The following is a 25,310-nucleotide window of genomic DNA, read 5'->3' as shown; positions in this document are numbered from 1 at the left end:
GGGCCCGAACCTGAAGGAACTTCCCATATTTTTGTCTCGCCAGCCCGGGGACCAAACGCAACCGTCACGAACTTCTCGAGATTGATTCCGCGAACGCTGTTGTAGACGTTCCACAGGAGCACACGGCACCTGGGATTGCGTTTCCAACTCGCGCCTTGGCCCGTGAATCCGTGCGACCGTGCGGTGACACGGACAACGCCGCGCTTCTTCGGCGAAGTGTCGGCGGTGACGTTAATGGCACCGCGGCAGTACGAATGGTCGCCGAATGTCCCGAAGTTGTAACCGGTGAAAGTCACCTGGGGGATTGGAGCAGCGTGCGCCTGTCCGACGCCAGTCAAACAACTGAGAGCACAGACGACGATCGCGACAACGACAACTACTGTTTTTTTCACAATGACCTCTTTTAGACTAATCAAAACGACGATCCGAACGGGGTGTGATCTCCTTCGCTAGGAGCACTCGGGTGATGAGCCTGCGACTTCGGTCGGCCATAGAACTTCACTTCCAGGGACGGCGTTCTTCAGGGTTTCGGATTGTGCCCGGGTCCAGTCACGGACCGATCGCTCAGCGTGAGGACCGAAGACGGCGTAGGGCGCACGTGCTTGCGCTCCAGACCATTTCAAGGCGGAGGTCCCAAATTTCGCGTCAACGTCCCCACGGTGATTCACCCCGTAGTCCACGGCAGGCAATCCCGAACGACGAGCCTGATCCGATGTCAGGTGAAACTCGAACTGGTTTGGACCAGACTCAGGTAAAGCGTGACGCGGGCGTGGCTTGCGCCAAGGTTCGGTCGGGCTGACACCTGGGTCGCCCGCGCCCAGCGCATAGGCGAGGGCGCCGCCAGCGGTCCCACCGATAGCGAATCCGAGGGCTGCGCCGGCCACTCCTACGCCCACACCACCGATGGCGGCACCTGCACCCGCCCCGATTGCTGCACCGGTGGGGCCCATGACGACCCACGGAGGAGACGAACCGATGATCGCACCCGTTACGGCACCGACTGGAGCCCCCACCGCCGCGCCCACAACCGCCGACGGAATACCAAGTGCGACAGCACCAGCGGTACCACCGGCCATCACACCGATGATCGTGGCGGCAGCACGGCGGGTGGCCTCATCCTCGGGAACACCGGCAGAAATCAAACCCTGCGCGATCTTCGCCTCGCCGTACGCCGACCACGCGTTGATCGAGTTCACATCCCGCTTCGACATACCCTCCGGGATGTCGGTCACGAAGTTGCCCACACGGATCTTCTCCGGCGGCGGCGCGATCGGCCGAACCGGCGGCGCAACACGAGGAGCCACCCGATTGTTGATCAGCGGAGTGTAGGGCTCATCATAGGACTGCGACCCCGGCGCGGTGTACGCCTGATACGGCGCCTCCACCGGCGGACCCGGGATACTGCCCGGACCAGGAACCACAATCGGCTCGACCGTCGCCTCAGCACCCGCACCACCGTCGGGGGACACATCCCCCGGACTCGTGCCACCCTGACCAGGCGCCGCGTCACCCGGGCTGGTCCCGCCCTGCTCCGGCACCGCGAACGCCGCTCCCGCACCCGCAGTGATCGACACCGCGACAACCGCCGACGTCACCGACAACAACGGACCACTCGGCACACGACGCTTCCGATGCCGACCCCGACTATGACTCATGGCGCTTCTACCTCTGTCTGTTGCAAAGACCGACTGCGGCCTGGCCTCCTCCGATGACGACTACCGCCAGAGAAGCGCGGCAAACAACACCAAGAGTTTCAATTTCAGATCCTCGGATGCAAAGGGATCGACGACGCCCTAGGGCACCGTCATGAAGAAGGAGGGTCCCGCAGGGGATTGCAGGATGCGAACGGCACTGTTGACGGCATAGGTCGTGATGCCCATCCAAGCGGGGCCGGAGCCGGTCACAACGTGCCACGTCTTCTTCTGCCCTGGCCTCGGCCCAAAGGAACCAACCGTCCACTTCTCCAAGTCGATCCCTCGCACGCTCGTTGTAGCGGAGCGAAACAGGAAGCGACAGTTCGGATTCCGATTCCATGACGGACCCTGTCCCGCGAATCCATGTGAAGTCGCGGTGACCTTGACAACGCCACGTTTCTTAGCCACGGCGTCGACTCTGTATGTAATGGCACCGCGACAGAAGGAGTGGTCACCAAACGTTCCGAATGTCGTGCCGTTTGTACTGAAGTTCTGCAACGGCGCAGCAGACGCCTGCCCGACGCCGACCAGCACACTCAAAGTGGCGACTACGACAACGAACATGGACACGATAGCCTTTTTCACTTCATACTCTCTTTTATTGATCGGTCGAGATTGACGTAATTGTTTTTGCGCACTTCAAGTCAATTCCTAGCGGGCGCTGGTTTCGTCGGCTCTTCGGGCCACTGCACGTCACTACCGGGGACCGCGTTCTTGAGAGTCTCGGACTGCGCCCGAGTCCAGTCACGGACGGATCTCTCGACGTGTGGTCCCAACATCACGTAGGGCGAGCGTGCCTGCATGCCAGACCATTTGAAGGTTGAGGCGCCGACATGCGCATCGACGTCGCCGCGATGATTCACCACGTAGTCGACTGCCGGCAATCCGGAGCGACGCGCATGTTCACTTGGCAGATGGAACTCGAATTGATTCGGGCCTGACTCCGGCAGCGCGTGACGCGGTCCGCTCTGGCGCCACGGTTCATCAGGGTTGGCGCCCGGATCGCCGGCGCCTAGCGAGTACGCCAGGAGACCACCCGCGGTACCCCCGATCGCGGCACCGACCGCAGCTCCCGCAGCTCCTGCTCCGATTCCACCAACGGCTGCGCCGATACCAGCTCCACCGAGTGCGTTAATGCCTGAGGTAGCGCCACCTGTCGTGACGGCGCCGACTATCGCACCCGTTACGGCACCGACTGGAGCCCCCACCGCCGCGCCCACAACCGCCGACGGAATACCAAGTGCGACAGCACCAGCGGTACCACCGGCCATCACACCGATGATCGTGGCGGCAGCACGGCGGGTGGCCTCATCCTCGGGAACACCGGCAGAAATCAAACCCTGCGCGATCTTCGCCTCGCCGTACGCCGACCACGCGTTGATCGAGTTCACATCCCGCTTCGACATACCCTCCGGGATGTCGGTCACGAAGTTGCCCACACGGATCTTCTCCGGCGGCGGCGCGATCGGCCGAACCGGCGGCGCAACACGAGGAGCCACCCGATTGTTGATCAGCGGAGTGTAGGGCTCATCATAGGACTGCGACCCCGGCGCGGTGTACGCCTGATACGGCGCCTCCACCGGCGGACCCGGGATACTGCCCGGACCAGGAACCACGATCGGCTCGACCGTCGCCTCGGCACCGGCACCACCGTCGGGGGACACATCCCCCGGACTCGTACCGCCCTGACCAGGCGCCGTGTCACCCGGGCTGGTCCCGCCCTGCTCCGGCGCCGCCAACGCCGCTCCCGCACCCGCGGTGATCGACACCGCGACAACCGCCGACGTCACCGTCAGCAACGGACCACTCGGCACACGACGCTTCCGATGCCGACCCCGACTATGACTCATGGCGCTTCTACCTCTCTCGGTGCCCGGAACAGGCTGGGCGGGAACTCATTCGACGGACCTGATGGACTGGATGTAGGACTTACCGCCGGTGGTCGTCGTGCGGATGACCTGGCGATAGGTGATGGGCGCAGCGTCGGGCTGCAGTTCGGTGAGCACGACCGAGTACTCGCCGGGCCCGCGGTCGGAGACGATCAGGCAGTGCCGGGTCCCGAGCGGTCGCTGGTTGATGTACTGCTGCATCACGTACTCGGAGGCCACCGCGCCAGGGGCCGCGACAGCGCGGGCCGCCCTCGCCGAACGCAACACGTAGTAGGCGTGGTTGAACGCACGGATCGCTCCGGCGCCCGACTCCTGGTTGCCGGCGTCGTCACCGTCGGACACCGTGGTCCCCGACCCCACCGGACGCTGCGTACAGGCAGGCTCACTCGCGACAGCCGACGTGGACGGCATCGAAGAGTCAGCGGCATCGCTGCTCGATGCTGAAGCCGTCGTCGGAGCAGGCTCGCTGCTGCGAGTGAGAACCACGCCCAGAACTGTGGCCACAATCACAACGATCGCCGCTGCCGCACCCGCGATTCGTAGTGGTGAACCGAAACCCGAGCGGCGTTCTCCGCGCGCGACTGGCCCGTTCTTCCGCTTCGCACGCACCGACTTCTCGGCTTCGGCCAAGAACGCGTCGAGCTCGGACGAGGGACGGGGAGCAGCTGGGTCCACCGCGCGGGCCGGGGCCCGGGTCGGCTCCTCGACCACCGGCACCGGACGCTCGAGGACGGCCACTGCCGCTGGCTGCGAAGTGGTGTGAGCTGGGCGTACGGAATGGTGTCGGGCCAGGTGAGCGGCCAGATCGGCGGCGGGTGTCGCCTCGACGACGGGCCACGGCGGGACGTCGGGAAACCACAATGCGGGAACACTTGGCGGCACCAAAGATCCCTCCCCCCGGCCGGTGATCATGTCGTCGTGAAGTTGCGCCCGACGACGGCACGACGCAGGGGGTCCCCCGAATACGTCGGCATTGCCGTCGCTGACCTCGGGTCACCCTACAACAGCTCTCAGCGGCCTCTCAGCTGTCATCCACAGAGGTGACACGCACGTCGGACCGCAGGTCATGCACGACATCGACCCGCTCGCTAAGGTCGAAGACTGTGCTTCTCACGGCCGCAGTCGTTCGCGGGGTCGCCGACGGAACCGTCGACCTCGCCTTCCGGCGATGGGGCCATCCGCGCATCCATCCGGGCTCGAGCTTCATAGCGCTGACGCACGTGATCGAGGTGACGTCCCTGGAACGCGTCGACCCCGAACGGATCACGCAGGACGAAGCGCGTCGCGCAGGCTTCGAGGACGCGGACGCCGTGCGGGCCACCTTGTGCGTCAACGTCCACAACCCGACCTACCGGATCGGACTGCAGTGCATCGGCGAGGACCCGCGGATCGCTCTGCGCGCCGATGACCATCTGTCCGACGACGATGTGGACGAGATCCGCACCCGCCTCGATCGCATGGACGCGCGGTCCACGCGCGGACCGTGGACGCGCGAAGTCCTCGACGTCATCGCCCGCCGCCCCGGTGTGGTGTCGACCGATCTCGCGGCCGAACTCGGCCGGGAGAGAGCAGGATTGAAGCAGGACATCACCAAGCTCAAGAAGCTCGGACTGACCGACAGCCTCGTCGTCGGTTACGAACTGTCGCCGCGCGGCGTCGAATTCCGTCGTCGCGACTCCGGGTAGCAGTCGCCGAAACGCCGTGCCGGACCGTCCGGTCGACGACAATTTTCTTCATGAACCGCATCCGAGCCGGGGTCGCGTCGGCCATGACCGCGGTGGCGGCGATGAGCCTGTGCCTCGTCGCGGGCACCGCGCACGCCGCGCCGTTCCCCGTCACGACCGACGCGGCGACCGCCATCGCCTCTCGGTACCTCAGCCCGGCGTCGGAGTCGCCTGCCGGCTCGAATCGTTTCGACTGCCGGGACCGCGAAGACCGCAACCCCGTGGTGCTGCTGCACGCGACGGCCATGAACCAGGGCGCCAACTGGGCGTACCTCGCGCCCATGCTGGCCAACGCGGGTTACTGCGTGTTCAGCCTGACCTACGGTCAGACCAGTTGGAGCGGCAACACCGGAGGCCTGGGGAACAAGGAGGAGTCCGCCCGTGCGGTCTCCTCCTTCGTCGACCGAGTCCTGACCGCGACCGGTGCCGAGAAGGTCGACCTCGTCGGCCACAGCCAGGGTGGCGCGATCGCTCAGCTCGTCACCCAGATACCTGGACGCGCGGCACAGGTGGGCACGATCGTCGGACTGTCCGCGTCCAACCGCGGATACTCACGTGTCGGTTCGATCACCGACCGGCTGCCGGCCCGCGCTCCCGGTCAGAGCTACTGGGGTCCGCGACACCCCTCGATCCGGTACGTCAATCTCGCGACGCGGTACGACGAGATCTCGACCCCGTACGTACTGACCTTGATGCCGCCGGGGCCCAACATCACCAACACCGTGGTGCAGGATGTGTGCCCGGCGTCGAGGATCGGTCATGTCGGGATGGCCTACTCGCCGACCGTCGGGACGCTGGTCCGCAATGCGCTCGATCTGGAGCGTCCGGTGCCGGTGGTCTGCGGTACCGACTTCCCGGGTTGACCCGACCGACGCTCCGGCGGAACCATCACCTGCCGTCGACGACCCGGGTTTTGTTCGTTCTCCGACCCTCGCTAGACTCGTCAGCGCTGCCTCGCGTAGCACGCCGCCCTAGCTCAGTCGGTAGAGCAATTCACTCGTAATGAATAGGTCAGGGGTTCGATTCCCCTGGGCGGCTCCATGGATCAACGCAGATCAGACGCGATTCTGTTCGCCTCTGGCGGTTCGCTGCACGAGCAGCGACGCTTCGGCAGCACACACAGAGCACACACACCGCCGAAAGCTAACCCGCAAACCTGGCCCCGTTTGCGCGATGCTCGCTTGGGCACACCGTCTCGATTGGCGATCAACCGTGACAAACGTGAAGTAGCATCGCCGAGTGACCGACAGGACGTCAGATGGGCGATAGTTGGCCGTCGGTGCGCGCGTCCGACCTGATTCGCGTCATCGAACGACATTGCGGGCCCCCAATCCGCCAACGCGGTTCACACCGCAGATACAAGGGTAAAGACGACGAGTTCACGTTCGCATACCATGACGGTGTGGAGATTACCGGGAACATGGTCCGGCGTGTCTTGGTTAATGACGTCGGATTGACCCCGCAGAACGCACGAAGAGAGGTGTGAGGTGATGGCCAACGACGCACAGACTGTCGTCTACCGCTCTAGCATGTCCGGCGGGCCCCAGTGGCACTTCTACTCCATGCCCGAGAGCATCGTCGGGGGCGCCCACGACCTCGAAGACGCGCGCGAGCAGTACCGGGAGGCACTAGCGTTCTCCCTGGAGACAGCGGTCGATAACTTGCCCCCTGTTCGTGAGCTAGTCGAACACGAGGCCAGCAAGGGGTCCGGAGTCTGGGTGCGAGGTGGGATTGACGCGCCCAGTTACGAGAATGCACTGACGTTCCTGACCGGATATGTCGAGAGCCAGCCAGCCAGCGAGATCGAATGGTTCTTCGAGCAAACCGCCGCTAGCGGCGACGCGATCCTGATCCCGGTCGAGTTCGAGGACACGCTGCAAACGATCACCTCGCAGATGACACCTTTCGATTCGGTTTGGGCCGTCGCGCAGGGCAAGGACCCTGACGGTAGCGAGATGCTTGTCTGGCTGGCCCTCGGCGGCAGTGAGGCACTGTCCGACGACGACAGCGGATCTACCGTGAACCTGGCCGATCTCGGACTGACCCCCGACAGCCCGATGGTGGACGTCTTCAAGCGTGTCATCGACAACGCTCGACAAATGCATGCCGAAGGCAAGTACGCACTAGCCACCGTATGAACCGATTCGCGTTGCGTTGCGCGGCAACGTAGTTCAGGGTCGGGCGAACCTGGACTAGTCGATCCTAGGCCGCTGACGGGCCTCTCAGGGGTCCGTTTGCCCTGGTCAGGGTCGTATAGGCGGTTTTGGCCCAGACCCGCACACCCACGAGCGGGCAGTACGCGGCGGTGCCCTGCGCGAGACGGTGGGGAGGGGTGGACACCCCCCCTCTCTGGCCGACGTGTCGAACCAACGACCCTCGGATACGACGAGACCCCGACACCGCACGCAGCAGTATCGGGGTCCCAGATCGGGCTGACGGCCGATCACTCGTCAGTCAGGCAAGTACCGGCCGAAGCCTCGGTCAGTGGCGCCAGCGCGTCCGGGTCCGCGTCGGGTCGTCGGCGGCGGACGGTGCTCGGTCCCGTTGTCGGTGGTGGTGGTGGTGTCGGTCCCGTCAGCCGTGGTGCGACCCCTCGTGTTGTGCTCGGCCTCGGCCTCCTGCGCCGTGTGCGGTCGCGCGGCCATCGACTCGTCGAGGTAGCGGCCGAATCCTCGGTCATCCATCAGATGTCCCCCGTCTCCACGAGATCAGCCACACCACGAGGAGCAGGACGAGACCCCTCGTCCAGGCCGCACCACCACCGCAACGCCGTATGCGAGGACCCCTCCCCAACAGCACGCGGCGCAGTGGACCCCTCCCACTGCGACCCCTGGGTGCGGGCCTCAGCCTGCGGCGAGTTGTGCTCTCGCGCCTGCTCGTCGGTCACGAAGTCGCCGACCTTGACCCGCGGCGGCGGAACTACGCGCAGCACTCCCCGGTGGACCTCGAAACCGCGGTCGAGGACGGCCGCAACCCACTGACGGACCCGCTGCACTTCGTCCCACCGCGACACCGCCGAGCGCCACAACCGGATCGACGACACCGCGCCGTCGTCGGCGTCCCCGTCCACGATGTCGTCGAGAGACACGTCCACGGTGAGGCCGGCCAAATTGAGCCGCTCGTGAGCCTGCGCCGCATCGCGCAGCACCTTCCTCGCCTCCTCGATCACAGCGGCGTCGACCTCGGCGAGAGCGGCCACCACCGCGGCCTCGGCCCGTTCTGCGGCTCCCCGCTCGATTGCCGTGCGCACCCCCTGCTCGGTCGCGAGCGGTACGTGGTCGATTCGGTCTCGCTGCCACTCGATCAACGGCGTCAGGGTCGGCGGCACCTTCTCCCGCTTCTCGGCCGCGTCCAGGGCCGCGCTGGCCGCGTCCGCGGTGCGGGCTCGCAGGTTGTCGGTCTTGATCCGCGCGGACAGCTCTCGCGATTCCTCGTCGATCCGGGACAGCGCGCGGGACAGCGCACCTTCGGCGTGCCTGTAGCGCACGAGGTCGAGCACCGTTGCGCCGATCTCCCCGGCGTCCGAGAGCTTCGGCGTCATGGGGTGTTGCGCGACGCTGCGCGGCGGCCTCTGCGGCACCAACGCGTTCGCTCGTGCGACTTCCCGCTCCATGCGGGCGTCGGAGTTTCGGGCCTCGGTGTCCCTGTTGGCCGCGGCGATCTCGGCTCGGCTCATCGGCGGGCGGTCGAGGCCGTAGGGGTCCGGGTCGCGGCGGCGGCTCTCGCGGAACGCCTCGGGCGGCGGCGGCGCGCTCGGGTCGAAGTCGGTCGTCATGTGATCTCCTCTCATCCGGCCGTGCGGCCGGTGGTCGTGTCGTGCTCGGTGTGTGTGGTCTGTTGGGTCCGCTCGTGCTCGGCCACTCGCGCGGCGTGCTCGGCATCGGTGTCGCTCGGCCAGCGGTAGAGAGGGTGCCACGTGGTGCCCGGGGTCGGGTCCCGCATCTGCCGATCGCAGTAGTCGGCGAACTGTGCTCGGCGGGCCTCCTGCCGCTCGACGTCACGCTGTCGGCGGGGTCCGTCTCCGCGGGTCATTTCGTCGTTTCTCCTCTCTCAAATCTGGCCGTCACGGTGGCTTCGCCCCCCTTCCAGGGGGGCGGAATCCGTGATTGACCCTCAATCACACGAGTGCGTGATTGGCTGACCTGGGCAAACAGCGCCACCGTGATTGAGCGTGATTGGCCCGTGATTGACCCGCGCGTGATTGAGGCCGTGATTGGCTGACCTGCGGTTATGGTTTTCGGCGTGATTGACGCGTGATTGACTAGTTGGATCACTTGACGCTCAACCGTTCTCGTCGCCGTGGGCACGCAGAAACCACCGGGTGGGCGATCGTCCGTCGTCGCCGCTGCCTCCGCGTTCGCCGTCGCGCTTGACCAACGCGCCGCGTCCGACGGCCTCGGTGAGCCGCCTGCGCGCCTTCTCGATCTGCGAGCGCGACGGCCGCGAGGTGTCGCACAACATCACCGCGACGTCGGTCGCGGTCGCACCCTTGGCGCCTTGGCTCCGCACGAGGGTCACCACGTCGGTTGCGGAACCGTCAACGGTGCTGCGGCCGGTCGGGTCGTGCGTGACGAACAGCGGCCCGACGTCGTCCATGGGCTGCTTCAGGTGCAACAGCGTCACCACCTGATCACCGGCCACGCCGTGCAAGAGGACCACCGACCCGGCACCGGCGGTGATGTGCTGCGACCCGTAGACATCGGCCAACGTCTTGGGCGGGCCGTCGCCGGACCGCTTGACCATGTGATGCAGCTCCAGGACGTCAACCCCCGCCGTCAGGACCTTCTGCCGCGCGCGGTTGTACTCAGCGCCAACGCGGTCCTCTGACAGGCCCACGGCCGCATCCTTGATCGAATCGACGACCACTCGGTCTCCCGGTTGAAGTCCGGCCCGCGCACACAACTCGACGAACGCGTCGGAGTCGACCGCGAAGTCGACCCACGGCGGACCCTGCTTGATCACGAGGCGACCGGCCAACCGCTCGCGGTCCTCGGGCTCGAAGAATCGCCGGATGTTGCGACGCGCCTGCGCCGGGCGGTCCATCGCCAGATACAGCACGCGGCGACACTCGGTGACCGGAAACCCCAGCACCCGGTCACGCAGTCCCAGAGACCCCGAAACCACCTGCGCGGCAACCGAAGTCTTACCGACACCGGGCGGGCCGCTGATCGTGAGCGCTTCCCCCGCCGACCACAGGACACGGGACCCGCTGCCCCACAACGCGGGTGCGGCGTCGGGCTCATCGAACAGCCATACCGCGCCGTCGATAAGGTGGTCGTCAGCGCCGGTCTCGTCCTCGTCCTCGGCGTCATCAGGGACCAGCGCGGCGACCCGCTCGCCGATAGCACGTACCGCGGCCAGCGGAGCGTCTTCGTTGGCGTCGTGGTCCTGCGGCTCGTCGACCTCTGGCGCCGGGTCGACAGCGACCACCGGCTTGCCCTTCTGCTCGTCGAAGTGTCCACCGCACGCGGGCATGTCGGCGGCACCGGCGAGACCATCGAACCGGCTCATTCGGCACTCACCCGGATCACCGCACCGGCAACGGCGCGCACGATCTCGCTTCCGATGTCGTCGGGGTCGCGTGCAGGCTCACCGGCGCTCATCCGCCGTTCCATCTCCCGCACGAACGCCGCGATGACGTCGCGCACCGCAACGCGGCCCCCGGGGTGCCCCTCGGCCGCGAGCGCGACGACACGGTAGGAGACGCGCGTCAGGGTGTCGTGCGCGGCCTTGCGCATCGACACCGCCAGCGCGGTCGGCTCGACGGCGCGGGCCATGAGCCGGTCCATCTTTCCGGGTGGCAGCGCGTCGAGGAAGTCGCCGAGGTCGTCGACCGTGACCGTCTCCAGCGACACGTCACCGATCCCGCTCAGCGCCGCGGGTAGGACACGATGCCGGGTCGTGTGCAGCACCGGGCGCCGATGTTCGAGACCTGCGATCCACGACAGCGGGAGCTCGGCAGCGGGGGTCCACTCGTCGCTGTCCAGGTACTCGTAGCGCGCGGTCCCGATCCGGCTCGGGGGCACGAGTACGTAGTGACGACCACCCGCGCGCAGGTCGACACCGGGCCCTGCAATCCCTCGGAAGCGGATCGCCGGGTCAACGGCGTAGTAGTAGTGCAAGCCACCTTTGGGAGTCCGGACGGTACGCGTGGCGGGCAGCGGGCCGTACCTCGATTCGAGGTCGGTGATCGTCTGTGCGGCCATCGGCTTGTCGAGGTCGATGTCGATGACCAGGACGCCGGACGGCACCGCCACCGCGAGGTTCGCATCGGGCCAGCGCCGCCACCACGCGGAGATCATCCCGTGGTCGGTGGTCGCCGCGTGGAAGCCGCTTCGGATGAGCGGAGTCTTACCGTCAGCGATGATCGGTAGCACCAACCCCCCGGACTCCGCGAGCGTGTGCGCGGCCAGCTCGACGTCGGTCTCGATGTCGAGTTGTTCAGGGTCCGTGGGCGTCACGGGTGCGAAGTGTCCGATGCTCGACGTATCGTCGTGGTGAGCGTTCTCCTGCTCTCTGAGTCCGCGGTTGGCAACCGTGGCGGCGGCGCCCGACTTCCGGGTCGGGCGCCGTTTCTCATTCCTGGGCAATTTTCCTCAATTCGATTGCGTGCGAGTGCGTCTTGCGCCAGATACGCTCCCCGGTCACTGGTGTGCGTGAGAGGTCAGGTCAGCCGCGAAATCCACGTCTGGACGTCTGATGCGCGGTACCGGATCGCGCCACCGACCCGGACGAACGCGGGGCCTTTGCCACTGCCGTCGGTCCGCCAGGTGCGCAACGTGCGCGGTGAGAGTCCGCAAACAGCCCCGGTCTCGTCGGTGTCGAGCAGACGGTCGAGAGCGTCAGCAGACGCCAGCACTTCCCGTGCCCGGTCAGTGAGATTGATTGCCGCAGTTGACATTTTATCTCCTCAGTTGAGTGTCGTTGTGACTCCGGCTGTTTCGTCGTCCGGTGTCGGCGAGCTGCCAACAAAGGTCCATCACCGTCGCCAGCGCGCGCAATCGACGAGTGATCACCAACCGATTCAGGTGTGTCCAAATACGGGACTTAATGCCTGCTAAACGCCCATTTAGAGACGAATAACAGTTCGCCTCAGTGAATAGGTCATCTGCTAGTCTGTCGCTGTGAGTCAACGAGAGACCCCCGACGTCGTCTACCTCGACGACAGCCCCGCTCCCCGTTCCCCCGGTCGGCGGAAGGTCGGCACGGTGTCAGTGTTCGATCGGCACTACTCCGACGCACGCCGGAAGGTGCGCCGCGAGTACGCGTGGACGACGAATGCCGCCGGTCGGGCCGTCGCCAAGTCGCCGCTGCGCTGGGAAGTTCGGTACATCGACACCGCTGGAAAACAGCGTTACGAGCGGTTCGAGGACCGCGATGACGCGCATGCGCGCCGGGACGAGCTGGCCGATCAGTTCCGGTCGGGCAGCTACATCGAGAGCGAGCGGTCACGGACGGTCGTGCGCACCGTCGCCGACATCTACGTGCGCACGCTAGCGACCAAACCGGCGTCGACCCGACAGTCCTACGGGTCGATCGTGGACGTCTTCTGCGAGCGGTTCGGGGACCAGGGCGTCGGGTCCCTGCTGGTGTCCGACATCAACCGGTGGATTGCCGACCTGCTCACCGAGCGACCGAAGGCCCCGGCGAAGTCACTGACCACCGTCCGCAAATACGTCAACGTCGTGCGGAAGATGCTCGACGTCGCGGTCGACGATCGGCTCATCCGCACCAACCCTGCGCGAGGAGCCACGGTGCCTGCCACCGACCGGCGAACGGTCGTCGCAGACGAAGACGCCGCGGACGACTACCTGACTCCGGCTGACCTAGACGTTCTGCTGACTCACGTCGCCGACGAGCACACCCGCCGACTTGTGCGGTTCCAATCGCTGACCGGGCTCCGCATCGGTGAGGTGTGCGAACTGCGCCGGAGGGACGTCGACAACTCCGACCCCCGTGGCGCCGTGCTCAACGTCCGGCGGTCTGCCGTCGAGACCAAAGGCGGACTTGTGATCGGCGCTACCAAGTCCGGTCGCTCTCGTCGGGTGCCTCTGTCACCGGAGGCCGCAGCCGTCCTGCGTGAGGCGCTGGCCGTCGAGCAGGCGCGCCTACCCAAGCTGCGAGCGGCGCGGAAGGGCAGACAATCCGACGTCGACGACATCAATGCGCTCCTGGGCAGCCTGCTCGACGATGTGCTGATCTTCCGCACCTCCCGGGGGAAGCAGTTCCGGGGATCCAACGTCAACCGCGCACTGAAATCCGCGTGCGAGGCCGCGGGCATCGACAAGGTCACGACGCACAAGATGCGCCATGCGTGGGCGTCCCACGCCATCGCCAGCGGGGTCGATGCGACCCGTGTTGCTAGATTGCTCGGACACGCCGACTCCACGCTCGTGAACCGTGTCTACGCGCACGCTGGCGGTGACGACGAACTGTTCGCGGCCGTCGCGAAGATTGAAGCCAGCACACACGAGCACACACAGAGCACACACAACGGCTCGACCTTGGACGACACCGATGGACAGTCAGCGACCGATCCGACGGTCTGATACGTACCCTTAACTGCAACTACTCGACACGAGGCGACACGTAGCGACCGTCGGCGTTTCCGCTGGTCAGCGCTCACCGAAGAACTCGTAATGAATAGGTCAGGGGTTCGATTCCCCTGGGCGGCTCCATTTCGGCCCCGGCTCCGCGCCTTCGACGACCGCCGAGCGACGTTCGAGTAGTTACAACCCCGGCGCGTCGCGTAGATGTCCCGATTTGCGTCATTCAGACGACACCATGCCCCCCGCGCATCGTCTACTATCTGAGCGACAAAGAGGGGACCCAGGGGTGGCATCACATCGGCGCGGCACGCACCGCGCCGTCGACAACGACGGCGTCGGTCCTCTTCGGCGACCCTCGGGTTTCGCCGGCACGTCCCTCACCCTCGCCGCGCTCTCGCTCTGCACGGTGATCCCGACGGCAGTCGCGTCGATCAACACCACCACCCTGGTACACGCCTTCGCCGTGCCGGCCACCGTCCAGGTGTCCACCCAATCACCCGCCGCATCATTCGGTCCGAGCCGCGCCCCGACGTCGGAGGTCGGGACCGCCTCGACGGGCACGTCACTCGCGGCGCCGCCGTCGACCGACTCCGGCTCGCTCATCGCACGAGACGTGCCCGTCACGGGCGCACCTCGGACTGTGGTCATCGACCACCCGCAGTCGATCGGCCCCATCATCGTCAGTGGCCCCAGCACCCGCGCCGTACTCTCGACGGAGTTCGACGACGAGACCAAAGAACGCGCCGTGCAACAGAACCTGGCGGTCATGACCGTCATCGCCGGACTGGACGCGGACAGCCCGTTCGTCGTCTACACCGGCGATCCCCAGGCATCCGGCGGCCCGGGCGGGACCGACGGCAACACGAGCCTGACCCCTCCGCCGAGTACCGGCGGGCCGGTCATCGTCCTGGTGTCAGATCCGCGGGGACCGTGGAGTATCCGGGCGTGGCTCGAAACCATCCCGTTCGTCTCGGCACTCCTGAGGTCGCTCGGACGAGACGGCGTCCCCCCGAGAACCGAACGGCCTCACGAGACACCACGGACCGACGTCGACACGCGCGGCGAGCCGGACACCGCCGAACCACCTCGGGGGCGGCCCATCGAGCCGAACCCCGACACCCGCGACACCACTTCCGACGCCGGAACCGATGTCGAGGCGTCCCGCGACCCCGTGGAACCGCGGCAAGTGGATCGAGAGACGCTGCCGGACATCGATGTCGACAGCGTCGAGGGCACGCCGGACGAGCGCGAGGACAGTGCGACCACCGACACCGATTCGCAGTCGGACGATGAGGGCGACGACAGGCAGCCGGAGGAATCCCGCGACTCGGAGTCCGGTGACTCAGCAGGCCATACCGGTTCCGAATCGGGCGACGACGGCTCCGCATCGAGCGACCGCTCCGGGAGCTCCGGTTCCGGCGGCGAGTCCACGGACTCCACAGCCTGATCCGACATCGGCGGTCAGCGGTTCAGCCGAACACGCACGCGAGCGGACCGGCCGAGTCCGGTGACAACGGCGAGGCGAGCATCACCGGCCCCTGAGCCATGAATCGCGGTGTCGCACCGCGGTGTTCGTCGGCTGCATGCACCGTGAACGGGTGGACGACATAGACGTCGCCGGGACTTCCGGTCGCGTAGGCGACCCGACGGTCACGACTCGCCGCATCGAGGAGCGGGCCGACCTCGAAGGCACTCTGCCCCTCGTCTTCGAGGACGTCGACGGCGTCGAGATGCGATCCCACCCGGATACGGGTCGGCGCGTCGGACGGTCCGACCTCGGACAACAGGGTCAGGACCAGCACGGTGTGGGGCCGCCGGCTCACCACCCACGATCCGTCGTCGCACGGGGTGTTGGCGTCGATGTGCCAGCCTCGGTCATCGACGGTCGGCGGCACCGGGAAGCGAACAGGGATGTTGCCCAGCGCTCCACGCGGTGTCCAACCCCCGACGCCGCAGATCGCGTCGAGCGCCTCGGTCAGCTCCGGACTGTTGGTCAGCGCTCCGAACGGGCCGGCTCCCACCATGTCCGATGCCCAGCGCACGGGTTCGGTCCAGCCCGCGGGATCGTCCTCGGACAGTCCGAGTTGGGCCCACAGACCCGCTCGCGCGCGGTCCGCTGCGCTTCGCAACGACGGACGCTCGATCTTGACGAAGCCGTTCTCGACGAAGGTCTCGGCGGTGGAAGAGTCGGTGTCTGGGTCGATCACCGTCGCAGGATCGCACCGATCACGATCCATCGCCAGCGGTTTTCACACCCACCCGGCTGGGCCGCGATGAACGACCGCTGTCGATTCCGCACCGGCAAACGATGCACGATCGACGAGGGCTCGCGGCGCGCAACGCCTCCCGTGGATCCATGTCAGCGGAGCGCCTGATCGATCAGGACTTCGGCGGCGGCACGCGCATCATCGGCGGGACGGACCGAGCCGGCGATCGCCGCCGTGGTCTGAGCACCTTCGGCGAGGATGGAGAGCTGTGCGCCGAGTCCGCCGGGGGCGCCCAACTCGGCGACCAGGCCGGCGACGTACTGCTGGAAGTCGGCTTTCTGGGCACGGACCGCCGAAGCCACGGACGGCATCTCGGCGCCGAGTTCGCCATAGGCGTTGATGAAGGCACATCCGCGGAACTCGTCGGTGCCGAACCATTCGAGCAGGAAGTCGAACACGGCGAGCAGCTTGTCCCGCGGCGAGGACAGTCCGTCGGCGCACGCGGCGATCCCCGCGTTCCACTGCCGGGTCCGGTCGTCGAGAACCGCGAGGATCAGTGCTTCCTTCGACGGGAACATCGCGTAGATCTTCTTCAGCGACACCCCCGCGGCGTCCCGGACCTTGTCCATCCCGACGGCGTGGACACCGTGGGCGTTGAACAGCTGGTCAGCGGCACGGACCACTCGTTCACGCGGGTCCACGGCATCGGTCACCACACACTCCTCTTCTGCCGATTCCCGGCTTGAGGTTGCGCGGGGAACGATCGTTCTCTAGTGTAGCAATCACCGGCGAGAACGACCGTTCTCCACACGCCGTATCCGATACCGATCCCGATCGGATCGCCTCATCAGAGAGAAGTGATCGCAATGGGTTACATCACCGTCGGCACCGAGAACTCCACCGACATCGAGCTGTACTACGAAGACCACGGAACCGGTCAGGCCGTCGTGCTGATCCACGGCTACCCGCTCGACGGCAACAGCTGGGAGCTACAGGCCCGCGAGCTGATCGACGCCGGCTACCGCGTGATCACCTATGACCGCCGCGGCTTCGGAAAGTCCAGCAAGGTCGGCACCGGCTACCACTACGACACCTTCGCCGCGGACCTCGACACCGTGCTGGAGACGCTCGACCTCCGCGACGTCATCCTCGTCGGATTCTCGATGGGCACCGGCGAATTGGCCCGCTACGCCAAGAACCACGGCACGGACCGCATCGCGAAGTTCGCGTTCCTGGCGTCGCTCGAGCCGTTCCTGGTCAAGACCGACGACAATCCCGAGGGCGTCGACCGTTCCGTCTTCGACGGCATCGCCGCGGCCGCGAAGGAGAATCGTTACGCCTGGTACACGCAGTTCTACAAGGACTTCTACAACCTCGACGACAACCTCGGCAGCCGCATCACCCAGGAGGTCGTCGACGCGAACTGGAACACCGCGGTCAGCAGCGCTCCGGTCGCCGCCTACGCAGTCGTCCCGACCTGGATCGAGGACTTCCGGGAAGACGTTGCTGCCGTTCGTGACTCGGGCAAGCCGACGTTGATCCTGCACGGCACGGCCGACAACATCCTGCCGATCGACGCCAGCGGACGCCGCTTCCATCAGGCCGTTCCGGACGCCGAGTACGTCGAGATCCCCGACGCCCCCCATGGCCTGCTCTGGACTCACGCCGCCGAGGTGAACGAGGCGCTGTTGGGGTTCGTTCAGAAGTGAGCGCCCCGGGGTGAGTTCAGCCGCGAGCACACCCGCGTGGAACAGGACGGCCGCCGGATGGTTTCCATCCGGCGGCCGTTTGTCGCGTGCGCCCTACTTGACCTCGTCCTCGGCCTGTTCCGGGTCAGCGGCCTCGTCAGACGCGTCCGCATCCTTGTTGTCGGCGAGCGGGTCGTAGCCCGGGACACCCTCGAGCACCGTCAGTTCCTGGTCGATGGCGGCCGAGACGGCCTTGGCATCTTCCTTGATCTTGCGGATGAAGTCCGACATCGCCTACTCCTCGCTCATCGTCGCGCTCGCGGCTCGCGACCGTCGCTTCATGATAGGTCGCCGTCCGGGCCGGCTCTGGCGATCACGTCCGAGCGCGATCCGATCAGTCCCGGAACATGGCCGCGTAGGGCTCGGACAGCGCCGGGTAGTACACATCCCAGTCAATCGTCGCGACATCGCGGCCGGACTCCGCGGCCACCAGACGATCCAGGTAGTACTCCCAACCGGGACCGACGTTCTCGGCGGACTCGGGTCGCGGCAGCCCTTGCGCGAAGACGAGGGTGGTCGTGCCGTCGGTCTCGCTCAGATCGAGCTCGAGCAGCCACACCTCGTCGCCTTGGTCACCGGTGGTCGTCGACGTCATCGCGAGTCTCTGCGGCGGTACGCATTCCAGGATCGAGAACCGTTCGGACTCGACGTCGTCGCCTTCGGCGGTCATGCGGAAGTCGACGGACCCGGTCGCCGGATCACCAGTCCACGTGCCGATCCATCGTTCCATCCGCGACGGGTCGGTGATGGCCGCCCACACGGCGTCGATCGGTGCGGCGAACGTGCGCTCGAGGATCACATAGGGCACCCCCGCACGAATCTCCCGGCGGCCCGTCGCCGCGATGTCAGTACTCACCCTGTCTCCTTCTGTCTGCTGCTCGAACCTGCTGTCGGCGTGGCGTCGTCGGCGCTCGCCTGCTCACGCACCGTGCGCCGCACCTCGAGATCGAGGGCGTCGAGATGGTGCTCACCGAACCTGGGCGTGGCGGTGCCGGCGTCCACCGCGTCGAGGAACTCGCGCACCTCGGCAAGGGCCCCGGGCACGAGTTCGTAATGACGCTCGCGCCCCTGGTCAACCGCGGACACGACGCCTGCCTGGCCCAGCACCCGCAGATGCCGCGAGATGGCTGGGCGGCTGATCGGATGGTCGGCGGCCAGGTCGACGACACGCGCGGACCCCCGAGCCAGGCGCGCGATGAGCGAGCGACGCACCGGGTCTGCGATCGCCTCGAATCCGTCCATACCCATTGGTAACATATCGGTTACCAATTTCCAAGGGTCTGCTTCCCGGGACTGAGACCGAGATTCAGCGGGCTTCGACTACACGTCGAGCCGTCGCGCGAGCGCGAGTCCGATCCGCGCGACCATGTCGTCGACGGCGAACTTAGGCTTCACGTTCATGTCGAGGGCCTCCCGGCACGCGAGTACGGCCTCGACACACTGGAGCAGCTGCTCCGGCTTGGCGTAGCCGGCGAGCGGGTTCGCGATGTCCTCGGCCTTGTCCGGATGCATCGCGGTGACCTGAGCGCCCACACCGACGACGAGCGCGTCGCGGAAGAGCGCGGCGAGGTCGACCAGGGCGCGGTCGAGGACGTCGCGCCCGACCCGGGTGGCCCGCGACTTCTGTCGCCTCTCCAGCTCCTTGAGCGCGCCGGCAGAACCGCGCGGCATCCGTGCGGTGCCCTTGCCGGTGCCGCCCGCACCCAGCGCGGTCTTCATCTCCTCGGTCTCGACCACGTCGAGCTCGGCACTGATCGCCTTGGCGGCCTCGTCGGCCGACCGGACCAGGTCCTCGGCGGCGGCGTAGGCCGTCGAATCCCGGGCCGCGGCACGTGCCAGCCCGAGCGCCTTCTCGCGTTGCGTGCGCGCCTCGGGATCGGTCGCCAGCCGACGCGCACGACCGATGTGGCCGCCGCACACCGACGCGGCCCAGTGCGCCTGCTCCGGGTCGAGGCCGTCACGCTCGACGAGGACGCGCTCGATGTCGGCGGTCGTCGGCGTGACGAGTGCGACGTGCCGGCAGCGGGACCGCAGCGTCACCGAGATGTCCTCCGGGTCGACCGACGGCGCGCACAGCAGGAACACCGTTCGCGACGGCGGCTCCTCGACGACCTTCAGCAGGGCGTTCGCGGCCTGCTCGGTGAGCCGGTCGGCATCTTCCACGATCACGATCTGCCACCGGCCCGTCCCCGGTCGGCGAGCGGCGGCCTGGACGATGTCGCGCATGGCCCCCACGGCGAGACTGAGCCCTTCCGGCACCACATGGCGGACGTCGGCGTGGGTCTTGGCCATCACGGTGACGCACGCGCGGCATTCGCCGCAGCCGACGTTCGCGGCGTCGGGCGACTGGCACTGGAGTGCCGCGGCGAAGCACTGCGCGGCGACCGAGCGACCGCTGCCGGGCGGTCCGGTGAACAACCACGAATGGGTCATCGACGCCCGCGACCACCCCGCGTCGACGGCCGGGATCTCGTCGTCGGGCAGGAACAGGTCGTTCGAGGTCCCCGCGTCGAGCCTCACCGCGAGCACACGAGCGGCACGCGCGGCCGCCCGCAGATCGTCGGCGATGGCCTCTTGCCCGGTCAGCCGATCGAAGACATTTGTCACAGCAACACCCTAATCCGCAGTTCGGACACGCCTGAGACACGGAACCGTGTTTAACGATTGCAAGCAGCCAGCTACCGTAGTCTCCGTGGTTCAACAACGGTCGCGGTGGTCAAAGGGCCTGCATCTGGCCCGATGGCTGATTCATACGCCGTGGCCGATTCTCGCACTCGACATGCTCCGGGCGAACCTCGTCGGCGCACTGTTCACCTTCGCGTTCCTGCGCTTCGGCATGCCGATCCAGGACTCGATCAGCCTCGACGAGATCACCGCGCTGAACCAGGTCATCTTCGCGGCCTACCTGCTGATCGCCATGGTCATCGGGGGCTTCGCCAGCATCCAGCTGTCGCTGCCGGTGCTCATCTGGCATCGTCGCCGCACCCGACTCGACAACGAGGCCGCACGACGCCGCGCCCTGGCCCTGCCGATGCTGCTCACCGCGGTCAACGCCGCGCTGTGGGTGGTCGGAGGCACGCTGTTCACACTGGTCAACCTGACCGTGTCGTCGAAGAACGCCTTCATCGTCGCGATCGCCAGCGCGATCGGCGCGATGGTCACGTGTGCCCTGAGCTACATGCAGGCGGAGAAGGTCATGCGGCCCATCACCGTCGCGGCCATGGCCAACAACCCCGACAACGCGATCGCGCCCAGCGTCACCACCCGCATCACCGCGTTCTGGGTGATCAGCGTCGTGGCTCCGATGCTGGTGATCATCGGGATGATCGTGCTGCATCGACTCGGGATCATCGAGGCCGACTCCACCGGCCTGGAACGCCCCATCCTGTGGATGGCCATCTCCGCACTCGCGTTCAGCGTCATCGCGATCGTGCGTGTCGTGGCCGCCATCAACGACCCGATCAAGCAGCTGCGCCGCGCGCAGTCCAAGGTCAGCGAGGGCGACCTCAACGTCGCGGTGAAGATCTACGACGGCAGCGATCTCGGCCTGCTGCAGGCCGGATTCAACGACATGGTCGCCGACCTGCGCGAACGCCAGGAGCTGCGCAACCTGTTCGGCCGCTACGTCGGCGAAGACGTCGCGCGCCGTGCGATCGAGACCGGCACCGAACTCGGTGGCGAGGAACGGTACGTCGGCGTCCTGTTCGTCGACATCGTCGGCTCGACGCGACTGGCGGTCAACCGGCCGCCACGCGAGATCGTCGAGCTGCTCAACGAGTTCTTCCGAGTCGTCGTCGGTGTCGTCGGACGTCATGGCGGGTTCGTCAACAAGTTCCAGGGCGACGCCGCGCTCGCGATCTTCGGGGCTCCGCTCGACCTCGACGACTTCGCCGGCCGCGCCCTCGCGTCCGCGCGCGAGCTGCGCGCCGAGCTCTACGAGTCCCTCGGTGACACCGACATCGGCATCGGCGTGTCGGCCGGCAAGGCAATCGCCGGACACATCGGCGCCGAACAGCGACTCGAGTACACGGTCATCGGCGACCCGGTCAACGAGGCGGCCCGCCTGACCGAACTCGCGAAAGACGAACCCACACGCGTTCTCGGGTCGGCGCGCGCCGTGTTCCTGGCATCCCACGAAGAAGCCGAGCACTGGGAGATCGGCGAGGGCGTCGAACTCCGCGGGCGCGGGATCGAGACACTTCTCGCACGCCCGCACCTCGAGCCGGACCGGCAGGGCTGAGCGAATCGCCCCGGGGCTGCGGGCTGCGGATCACCTCTGCTACTGCGCGGTACCCCTACTCGGCGTCCGGGGTCGCCTTCTTGGCCGCGGTCTTCTTGGCGGTCGCCTTCTTCGTCGCGGTCTTCTTGGCGGTCGTCTTCTTGGCTGCGGCCTTCTTCGCGGTCGTCTTCTTCGCCGCCGTCTTCTTGGCCGGAGCCTTCTTCGCCGCCTTCTTGGTGGCCTTCTTGGCCGGCCCGCGCGCCCGGCGATCGGCGAGCAGCTCCATCGCGCGTTCCGGCGTGATCGAGGCGACCTCGTCACCCTTGCGCAGGCTGGCGTTGGTCTCGCCGTCGGTCACATAGGGTCCGAACCGGCCGTCCTTGATGACCATCGGCTTGCCGCTGACCTCGTCGTCCTTGCCGAGCTCACGCAGCGGCGGTGCGGCCGCCTGCCGACCGCGACGCTTGGGCTCGGAGTAGATCTTGAGCGCCTCGTCGAGGGTGATCTCGAAGAGCTGCTCCTCGGAACCGAGCGATCGCGAGTCCGATCCCTTCTTGAGGTACGGACCGTACCGGCCGTTCTGCGCGGTGATCTCGTCGCCGGACTCCGGGTCGACGCCGACGACGCGCGGCAACGACAGCAGCTTCAGGGCATCGTCGAGGGTGACCGTCGAGATGTCCATCGTCTTGAACAGCGAGCCCGTGCGTGGCTTGGGACCGGCCTTCTTCGCAGTCTTCTTCGCGGTTTTCTTCGCCGCGGGCTTCGTCTTCGTGGCCGTGCCGCCACCGGGCGCGTCGAGTGGGACGACATCGGCGTCGGCGGGGTCGGAACCTCCGGCGCCACCGCCGGCCCCACCGTCACGCGGTGTCGGGCCCGCGGGAATGGTCGCCGGGGTGTCTCCGTCGTCGTCATCGTCGTCCGACGGCAGGACCTCGGTCACATACGGGCCGAATCGGCCCTCCTTGGCGACGATCTCGTGACCGGTCGCCGGGTCCGTCCCCAGCGAACGGCCCTCTTGCGGTGTGGCAAAGAGCTTTTCGGCCACTGCGAGGGTCAACTCGTCCGGGGTGATGTCGGCGGGCAGGTTGGCACGCTGCAGGTCGGGCTCCGCGTCGGGCGACGTGGCGACGTTGCGTTCCAGGTACGGACCGAATCGGCCGACCCGCACGTAGATCGGGCGTCCTTCCTCGTCGTCGAACAGACGGATCGAGTTCACCTGCCGGGCGTCGATCTCCTCGAGATTGACACCCACGAGCTTCTTCAGACCGCCGTGCTGCGCGATCGCCGACTGGGCGGAACGGCTCTCGCCGTCGGCGGCGCTGCGATCCTCACCGAAGTAGAACCCCGACAGCCACCGCGTCCGGTTCTCGTTGCCGGTGGCGATCTGGTCGAGATCGTCTTCGAGGGTTGCGGTGAAGTCGTAGTCGACGAGGTTCTCGAAGTACGCCTCGAGCAACCCGACCACCGCGAAGGCGATCCACGACGGCACCAGGGCGTTGCCCTTCTTCACCACGTAGCCGCGGTCCTGGATGGTGCCGATGATCGAGGCGTACGTCGACGGCCGGCCGATGCCGAGTTCCTCGAGGACCTTGACCAGCGACGCCTCGGTGAAACGCGCGGGCGGGTTGGTGGAGTGGCCGTCGGCGGTGAGGTCGGTCGCGGTGAGCGCCTGCCCCTCCGTCAGCTGCGGGAGGCGGTTCTCGGCGTCGTCGGCCTGACCGCCGGTCTGCTCGTCGACGGTCTCGACGTAGGCCGACAGGAAGCCGGGGAAGGTGATCGTGCGTCCCGACGCGGCGAACGTCGCGCGCTCCCCGGAGGAAGCCGTGCCGGCGATCCGCAGGCTCAGCGTGGTGCCCTTGGCGTCGGCCATCTGCGAGGCGACGGTGCGCTGCCAGATCAGCTCGTAGAGGCGGAACTCGTCGGCCTCGAGCTGTCCGGCGACCTGCCCCGGGGTGCGGAAGGTCTCGCCGGCGGGACGGATCGCCTCGTGCGCCTCCTGCGCGTTCTTGACCTTGCGCGTGTACTGCCGCGGCGTCGGGTGGACGAAACTGTCGCCGTAGAGCTCGCGGGCCTGGTTGCGTGCGGCGTTGATCGCCGACTCGCTCAGGCTCGTCGAGTCCGTACGCATGTAGGTGATGAAACCGTTCTCGTACAGCCGCTGGGCGATGCGCATCGTGCGATCGGAGGTGAATCGCAGCTTGCGACCCGCCTCCTGCTGCAGCGTCGATGTCATGAAGGGCGCGTACGGACGGCGCGTGTACGGCTTCTCCTCGACCGACGTGACGGTCATCGCCGCGCCCCGCAGGCCGGCGGCGAGGCTCTCGGCACGATCGGCGTCGAGCACGATCACGCCGTCCGACTTCTTCAGGGCACCCGTGGCCTCGAAGTCGCGTCCGGTGGCCACACGTGCGTCGTCGACGTTGACCAGTCGCGCCTTGAAGGTCTGCGGGTTCGAGTCGTCGGCGCTCTCCGCGTCCATCGTCGCGGAGATGTCCCAGTATTCGGCCGACACGAACGCCATGCGCTCGCGTTCGCGCTCGACGATGATGCGCGTGGCCACCGACTGCACGCGGCCGGCCGACAGCTTCGGCATGACCTTCTTCCACAGCACCGGCGAGACCTCGTAGCCGTAGAGGCGGTCGAGGATACGGCGGGTCTCCTGGGCGTCGACGAGGTCGATGTCGAGGTCCCGGGGATTCTCGGCGGCTGCCCGGATCGCCGGTTCGGTGATCTCGTGGAAGACCATCCGCTTCACCGGGATCTTCGGCTTGAGCGTCTCGAGGAGATGCCAGGCGATCGCCTCCCCCTCGCGGTCACCGTCGGTGGCGAGGTAGAGCTCGTCGACGTCCTTCATCAGCGCCTTCAGTTCGCTGACGGTCGACTTCTTGTCCGGGGACACCACGTACAGCGGTTCGAAGTTGTCGTCGACGTTCACGCCGAGGCGTGCCCAGGGCTGGCCCTTGTACTTGGCCGGGACGTCGGCCGCGCCACGCGGAAGATCGCGGATGTGCCCGCGGGAGGACTCCACCACATAGTTCGACCCGAGGTAGCCGGCGATCTTGCGGGCCTTGGTCGGGGACTCGACGATCACGAGGCGTCGGGTGCCCCCACTCGAGCGGGATGCGGTGCTGGTCTCTGCCACCGGGGCGTCCTTTGGTTGACTGGGTGGAGAACGTTCCTGCGTGTCAGTTCAGGTGTGTTCGTTGGGTTTGTACCTTATGTATAGCGCCGTTTGCACATTTGAATTCCGCGACGGATCGGCCCGGGCGGTCAAGCCCCT

The 25,310-nt window shown here is 66.9% G+C and carries 23 protein-coding genes and 1 tRNA gene; 8 read left to right on the top strand and 16 right to left on the bottom strand.

The annotated features are described in order from the left end of the window. Positions 1–449: 449 nt before the first annotated feature. The 3 genes from AC3B5T_RS09545 to AC3B5T_RS09535 all read right to left on the bottom strand — a co-directional run bounded on the left by AC3B5T_RS09545 (position 450) and on the right by AC3B5T_RS09535 (position 3,943). On the bottom strand, positions 450–1,655 hold the full coding sequence (locus AC3B5T_RS09545) for a hypothetical protein (RefSeq protein WP_488358557.1): 1,206 nt from the start codon (positions 1,653–1,655) through the stop codon (positions 450–452). Between the two features lie 683 nt (positions 1,656–2,338). Next, positions 2,339–3,544, bottom strand: a complete 1,206-nt coding sequence (locus AC3B5T_RS09540) for a hypothetical protein (protein ID WP_488358556.1) — start codon at positions 3,542–3,544, stop codon at positions 2,339–2,341. 45 nt (positions 3,545–3,589) lie between these two features. Next, on the bottom strand, positions 3,590–3,943 hold the full coding sequence (locus tag AC3B5T_RS09535) for a DUF8176 domain-containing protein (protein WP_231632825.1): 354 nt from the start codon (positions 3,941–3,943) through the stop codon (positions 3,590–3,592). A 743-nt stretch (positions 3,944–4,686) separates the two neighbouring features. Here AC3B5T_RS09535 and AC3B5T_RS09530 point away from each other — a divergent pair. The 4 genes from AC3B5T_RS09530 to AC3B5T_RS09515 all read left to right on the top strand — a co-directional run bounded on the left by AC3B5T_RS09530 (position 4,687) and on the right by AC3B5T_RS09515 (position 7,445). Further along, a complete protein-coding gene (locus AC3B5T_RS09530) occupies positions 4,687–5,268 on the top strand; it encodes an ASCH domain-containing protein (protein ID WP_055477202.1) in 582 nt (193 codons plus the stop codon). A gap of 50 nt (positions 5,269–5,318) precedes the next feature. Next, entirely contained in the window at positions 5,319–6,170 is an 852-nt protein-coding gene (locus tag AC3B5T_RS09525; protein WP_055477201.1) for an esterase/lipase family protein, read from the top strand. 102 nt (positions 6,171–6,272) lie between these two features. Beyond that, positions 6,273–6,348: transfer RNA gene (locus tag AC3B5T_RS09520), tRNA-Thr, on the top strand. Positions 6,349–6,797: 449 nt separating this feature from the next. Then, positions 6,798–7,445, top strand: a complete 648-nt coding sequence (locus tag AC3B5T_RS09515) for a hypothetical protein (protein ID WP_156354386.1) — start codon at positions 6,798–6,800, stop codon at positions 7,443–7,445. A 312-nt stretch (positions 7,446–7,757) separates the two neighbouring features. Here AC3B5T_RS09515 and AC3B5T_RS09510 read toward each other — a convergent pair whose 3' ends face one another. The 6 genes from AC3B5T_RS09510 to AC3B5T_RS09485 all read right to left on the bottom strand — a co-directional run bounded on the left by AC3B5T_RS09510 (position 7,758) and on the right by AC3B5T_RS09485 (position 12,208). Next, positions 7,758–7,991: a hypothetical protein gene (locus tag AC3B5T_RS09510; protein ID WP_055477199.1), complete on the bottom strand. Its 234-nt coding sequence runs from the start codon at positions 7,989–7,991 to the stop codon at positions 7,758–7,760. Then, positions 7,991–9,082: a hypothetical protein gene (locus AC3B5T_RS09505; RefSeq protein WP_055477198.1), complete on the bottom strand. Its 1,092-nt coding sequence runs from the start codon at positions 9,080–9,082 to the stop codon at positions 7,991–7,993. Before AC3B5T_RS09505 ends, AC3B5T_RS09510 begins: the two co-directional genes overlap by 1 nt. Before the next feature lie 11 nt (positions 9,083–9,093). After that, positions 9,094–9,339 carry a hypothetical protein gene (locus tag AC3B5T_RS09500; RefSeq protein ID WP_055477197.1) on the bottom strand — a complete coding sequence of 82 codons (246 nt, stop codon included), beginning with the start codon at positions 9,337–9,339 and terminating at the stop codon, positions 9,094–9,096. 249 nt (positions 9,340–9,588) lie between these two features. Further along, a complete protein-coding gene (locus tag AC3B5T_RS09495; RefSeq protein ID WP_055477196.1) occupies positions 9,589–10,818 on the bottom strand; it encodes an AAA family ATPase in 1,230 nt (409 codons plus the stop codon). Beyond that, a complete protein-coding gene (locus tag AC3B5T_RS09490; protein ID WP_055477195.1) occupies positions 10,815–11,768 on the bottom strand; it encodes a bifunctional DNA primase/polymerase in 954 nt (317 codons plus the stop codon). Before AC3B5T_RS09490 ends, AC3B5T_RS09495 begins: the two co-directional genes overlap by 4 nt. A 203-nt stretch (positions 11,769–11,971) precedes the next feature. After that, positions 11,972–12,208, bottom strand: coding sequence for a helix-turn-helix transcriptional regulator (locus AC3B5T_RS09485; RefSeq protein WP_084817352.1), 237 nt, complete (start codon positions 12,206–12,208; stop codon positions 11,972–11,974). Positions 12,209–12,431: 223 nt separating this feature from the next. On the opposite strand from AC3B5T_RS09485, the gene AC3B5T_RS09480 reads away from it, so the two are divergent. After that, a complete protein-coding gene (locus AC3B5T_RS09480; protein WP_055477193.1) occupies positions 12,432–13,856 on the top strand; it encodes a tyrosine-type recombinase/integrase in 1,425 nt (474 codons plus the stop codon). A gap of 286 nt (positions 13,857–14,142) precedes the next feature. Next, a complete protein-coding gene (locus AC3B5T_RS09475) occupies positions 14,143–15,303 on the top strand; it encodes a hypothetical protein (RefSeq protein ID WP_488358555.1) in 1,161 nt (386 codons plus the stop codon). A gap of 22 nt (positions 15,304–15,325) precedes the next feature. Here AC3B5T_RS09475 and AC3B5T_RS09470 read toward each other — a convergent pair whose 3' ends face one another. Continuing rightward, positions 15,326–16,093 carry a phytanoyl-CoA dioxygenase family protein gene (locus AC3B5T_RS09470; protein ID WP_488358554.1) on the bottom strand — a complete coding sequence of 256 codons (768 nt, stop codon included), beginning with the start codon at positions 16,091–16,093 and terminating at the stop codon, positions 15,326–15,328. Between the two features lie 122 nt (positions 16,094–16,215). After that, entirely contained in the window at positions 16,216–16,779 is a 564-nt protein-coding gene (locus AC3B5T_RS09465) for a TetR/AcrR family transcriptional regulator (RefSeq protein WP_010844235.1), read from the bottom strand. A gap of 150 nt (positions 16,780–16,929) precedes the next feature. Between AC3B5T_RS09465 and AC3B5T_RS09460 the strand changes: the two genes are divergently transcribed. Then, on the top strand, positions 16,930–17,772 hold the full coding sequence (locus tag AC3B5T_RS09460) for an alpha/beta fold hydrolase (RefSeq protein ID WP_488358553.1): 843 nt from the start codon (positions 16,930–16,932) through the stop codon (positions 17,770–17,772). A 93-nt stretch (positions 17,773–17,865) separates the two neighbouring features. On the opposite strand, the gene AC3B5T_RS09455 is transcribed toward AC3B5T_RS09460, so the two are convergent. The 4 genes from AC3B5T_RS09455 to AC3B5T_RS09440 all read right to left on the bottom strand — a co-directional run bounded on the left by AC3B5T_RS09455 (position 17,866) and on the right by AC3B5T_RS09440 (position 20,418). Then, positions 17,866–18,042 (bottom strand): hypothetical protein, encoded by a 177-nt coding sequence (locus AC3B5T_RS09455; RefSeq protein WP_488358552.1) that lies wholly within the window; start codon positions 18,040–18,042, stop codon positions 17,866–17,868. 103 nt (positions 18,043–18,145) lie between these two features. Continuing rightward, positions 18,146–18,667 (bottom strand): SRPBCC family protein, encoded by a 522-nt coding sequence (locus AC3B5T_RS09450; RefSeq protein ID WP_010844238.1) that lies wholly within the window; start codon positions 18,665–18,667, stop codon positions 18,146–18,148. After that, positions 18,664–19,053, bottom strand: coding sequence for an ArsR/SmtB family transcription factor (locus AC3B5T_RS09445; protein WP_488358551.1), 390 nt, complete (start codon positions 19,051–19,053; stop codon positions 18,664–18,666). The genes AC3B5T_RS09450 and AC3B5T_RS09445 overlap by 4 nt, the downstream gene beginning before the upstream one ends. 78 nt (positions 19,054–19,131) lie before the next feature. Next, a complete protein-coding gene (locus tag AC3B5T_RS09440) occupies positions 19,132–20,418 on the bottom strand; it encodes a DNA polymerase III subunit delta' (protein WP_488358550.1) in 1,287 nt (428 codons plus the stop codon). A gap of 172 nt (positions 20,419–20,590) precedes the next feature. Here AC3B5T_RS09440 and AC3B5T_RS09435 point away from each other — a divergent pair, with 172 nt between their 5' ends. Further along, the gene (locus AC3B5T_RS09435; RefSeq protein ID WP_010844241.1) at positions 20,591–22,051 is read left to right on the top strand and encodes an adenylate/guanylate cyclase domain-containing protein; all 1,461 of its coding nucleotides are present in this window, start codon (positions 20,591–20,593) and stop codon (positions 22,049–22,051) included. A gap of 55 nt (positions 22,052–22,106) precedes the next feature. Here AC3B5T_RS09435 and topA read toward each other — a convergent pair whose 3' ends face one another. Beyond that, complete coding sequence (topA, locus tag AC3B5T_RS09430) at positions 22,107–25,172, bottom strand: type I DNA topoisomerase (RefSeq protein WP_488358549.1); 3,066 nt, start codon at positions 25,170–25,172, stop codon at positions 22,107–22,109. Between the last annotated feature and the right edge of the window lie 138 nt (positions 25,173–25,310).

The organism is Gordonia sp. G4 (genome assembly GCF_057770005.1).
Note: the sequence above shows the minus strand (reverse complement) of the source record. Positions and strands in the feature narration are given on the sequence as shown.

What these genes read in the sequence shown, in the direction of transcription:
- AC3B5T_RS09515 (WP_156354386.1), top strand. Translation starts at nt 6,798, where the DNA reads ATGGCCAACGACGCACAGACTGTCGTCTACCGCTCTAGCATGTCCGGC.
- AC3B5T_RS09500 (WP_055477197.1), bottom strand. Translation starts at nt 9,339, where the DNA reads ATGACCCGCGGAGACGGACCCCGCCGACAGCGTGACGTCGAGCGGCAG.
- AC3B5T_RS09545 (WP_488358557.1), bottom strand. Translation starts at nt 1,655, where the DNA reads ATGAGTCATAGTCGGGGTCGGCATCGGAAGCGTCGTGTGCCGAGTGGT.
- AC3B5T_RS09505 (WP_055477198.1), bottom strand. Translation starts at nt 9,082, where the DNA reads ATGACGACCGACTTCGACCCGAGCGCGCCGCCGCCGCCCGAGGCGTTC.
- AC3B5T_RS09540 (WP_488358556.1), bottom strand. Translation starts at nt 3,544, where the DNA reads ATGAGTCATAGTCGGGGTCGGCATCGGAAGCGTCGTGTGCCGAGTGGT.
- AC3B5T_RS09510 (WP_055477199.1), bottom strand. Translation starts at nt 7,991, where the DNA reads ATGGATGACCGAGGATTCGGCCGCTACCTCGACGAGTCGATGGCCGCG.
- AC3B5T_RS09470 (WP_488358554.1), bottom strand. Translation starts at nt 16,093, where the DNA reads ATGGATCGTGATCGGTGCGATCCTGCGACGGTGATCGACCCAGACACC.
- AC3B5T_RS09445 (WP_488358551.1), bottom strand. Translation starts at nt 19,053, where the DNA reads ATGGACGGATTCGAGGCGATCGCAGACCCGGTGCGTCGCTCGCTCATC.
- AC3B5T_RS09485 (WP_084817352.1), bottom strand. Translation starts at nt 12,208, where the DNA reads ATGTCAACTGCGGCAATCAATCTCACTGACCGGGCACGGGAAGTGCTG.
- AC3B5T_RS09525 (WP_055477201.1), top strand. Translation starts at nt 5,319, where the DNA reads ATGAACCGCATCCGAGCCGGGGTCGCGTCGGCCATGACCGCGGTGGCG.
- AC3B5T_RS09435 (WP_010844241.1), top strand. Translation starts at nt 20,591, where the DNA reads ATGCTCCGGGCGAACCTCGTCGGCGCACTGTTCACCTTCGCGTTCCTG.
- AC3B5T_RS09495 (WP_055477196.1), bottom strand. Translation starts at nt 10,818, where the DNA reads ATGAGCCGGTTCGATGGTCTCGCCGGTGCCGCCGACATGCCCGCGTGC.
- AC3B5T_RS09460 (WP_488358553.1), top strand. Translation starts at nt 16,930, where the DNA reads ATGGGTTACATCACCGTCGGCACCGAGAACTCCACCGACATCGAGCTG.
- AC3B5T_RS09455 (WP_488358552.1), bottom strand. Translation starts at nt 18,042, where the DNA reads ATGTCGGACTTCATCCGCAAGATCAAGGAAGATGCCAAGGCCGTCTCG.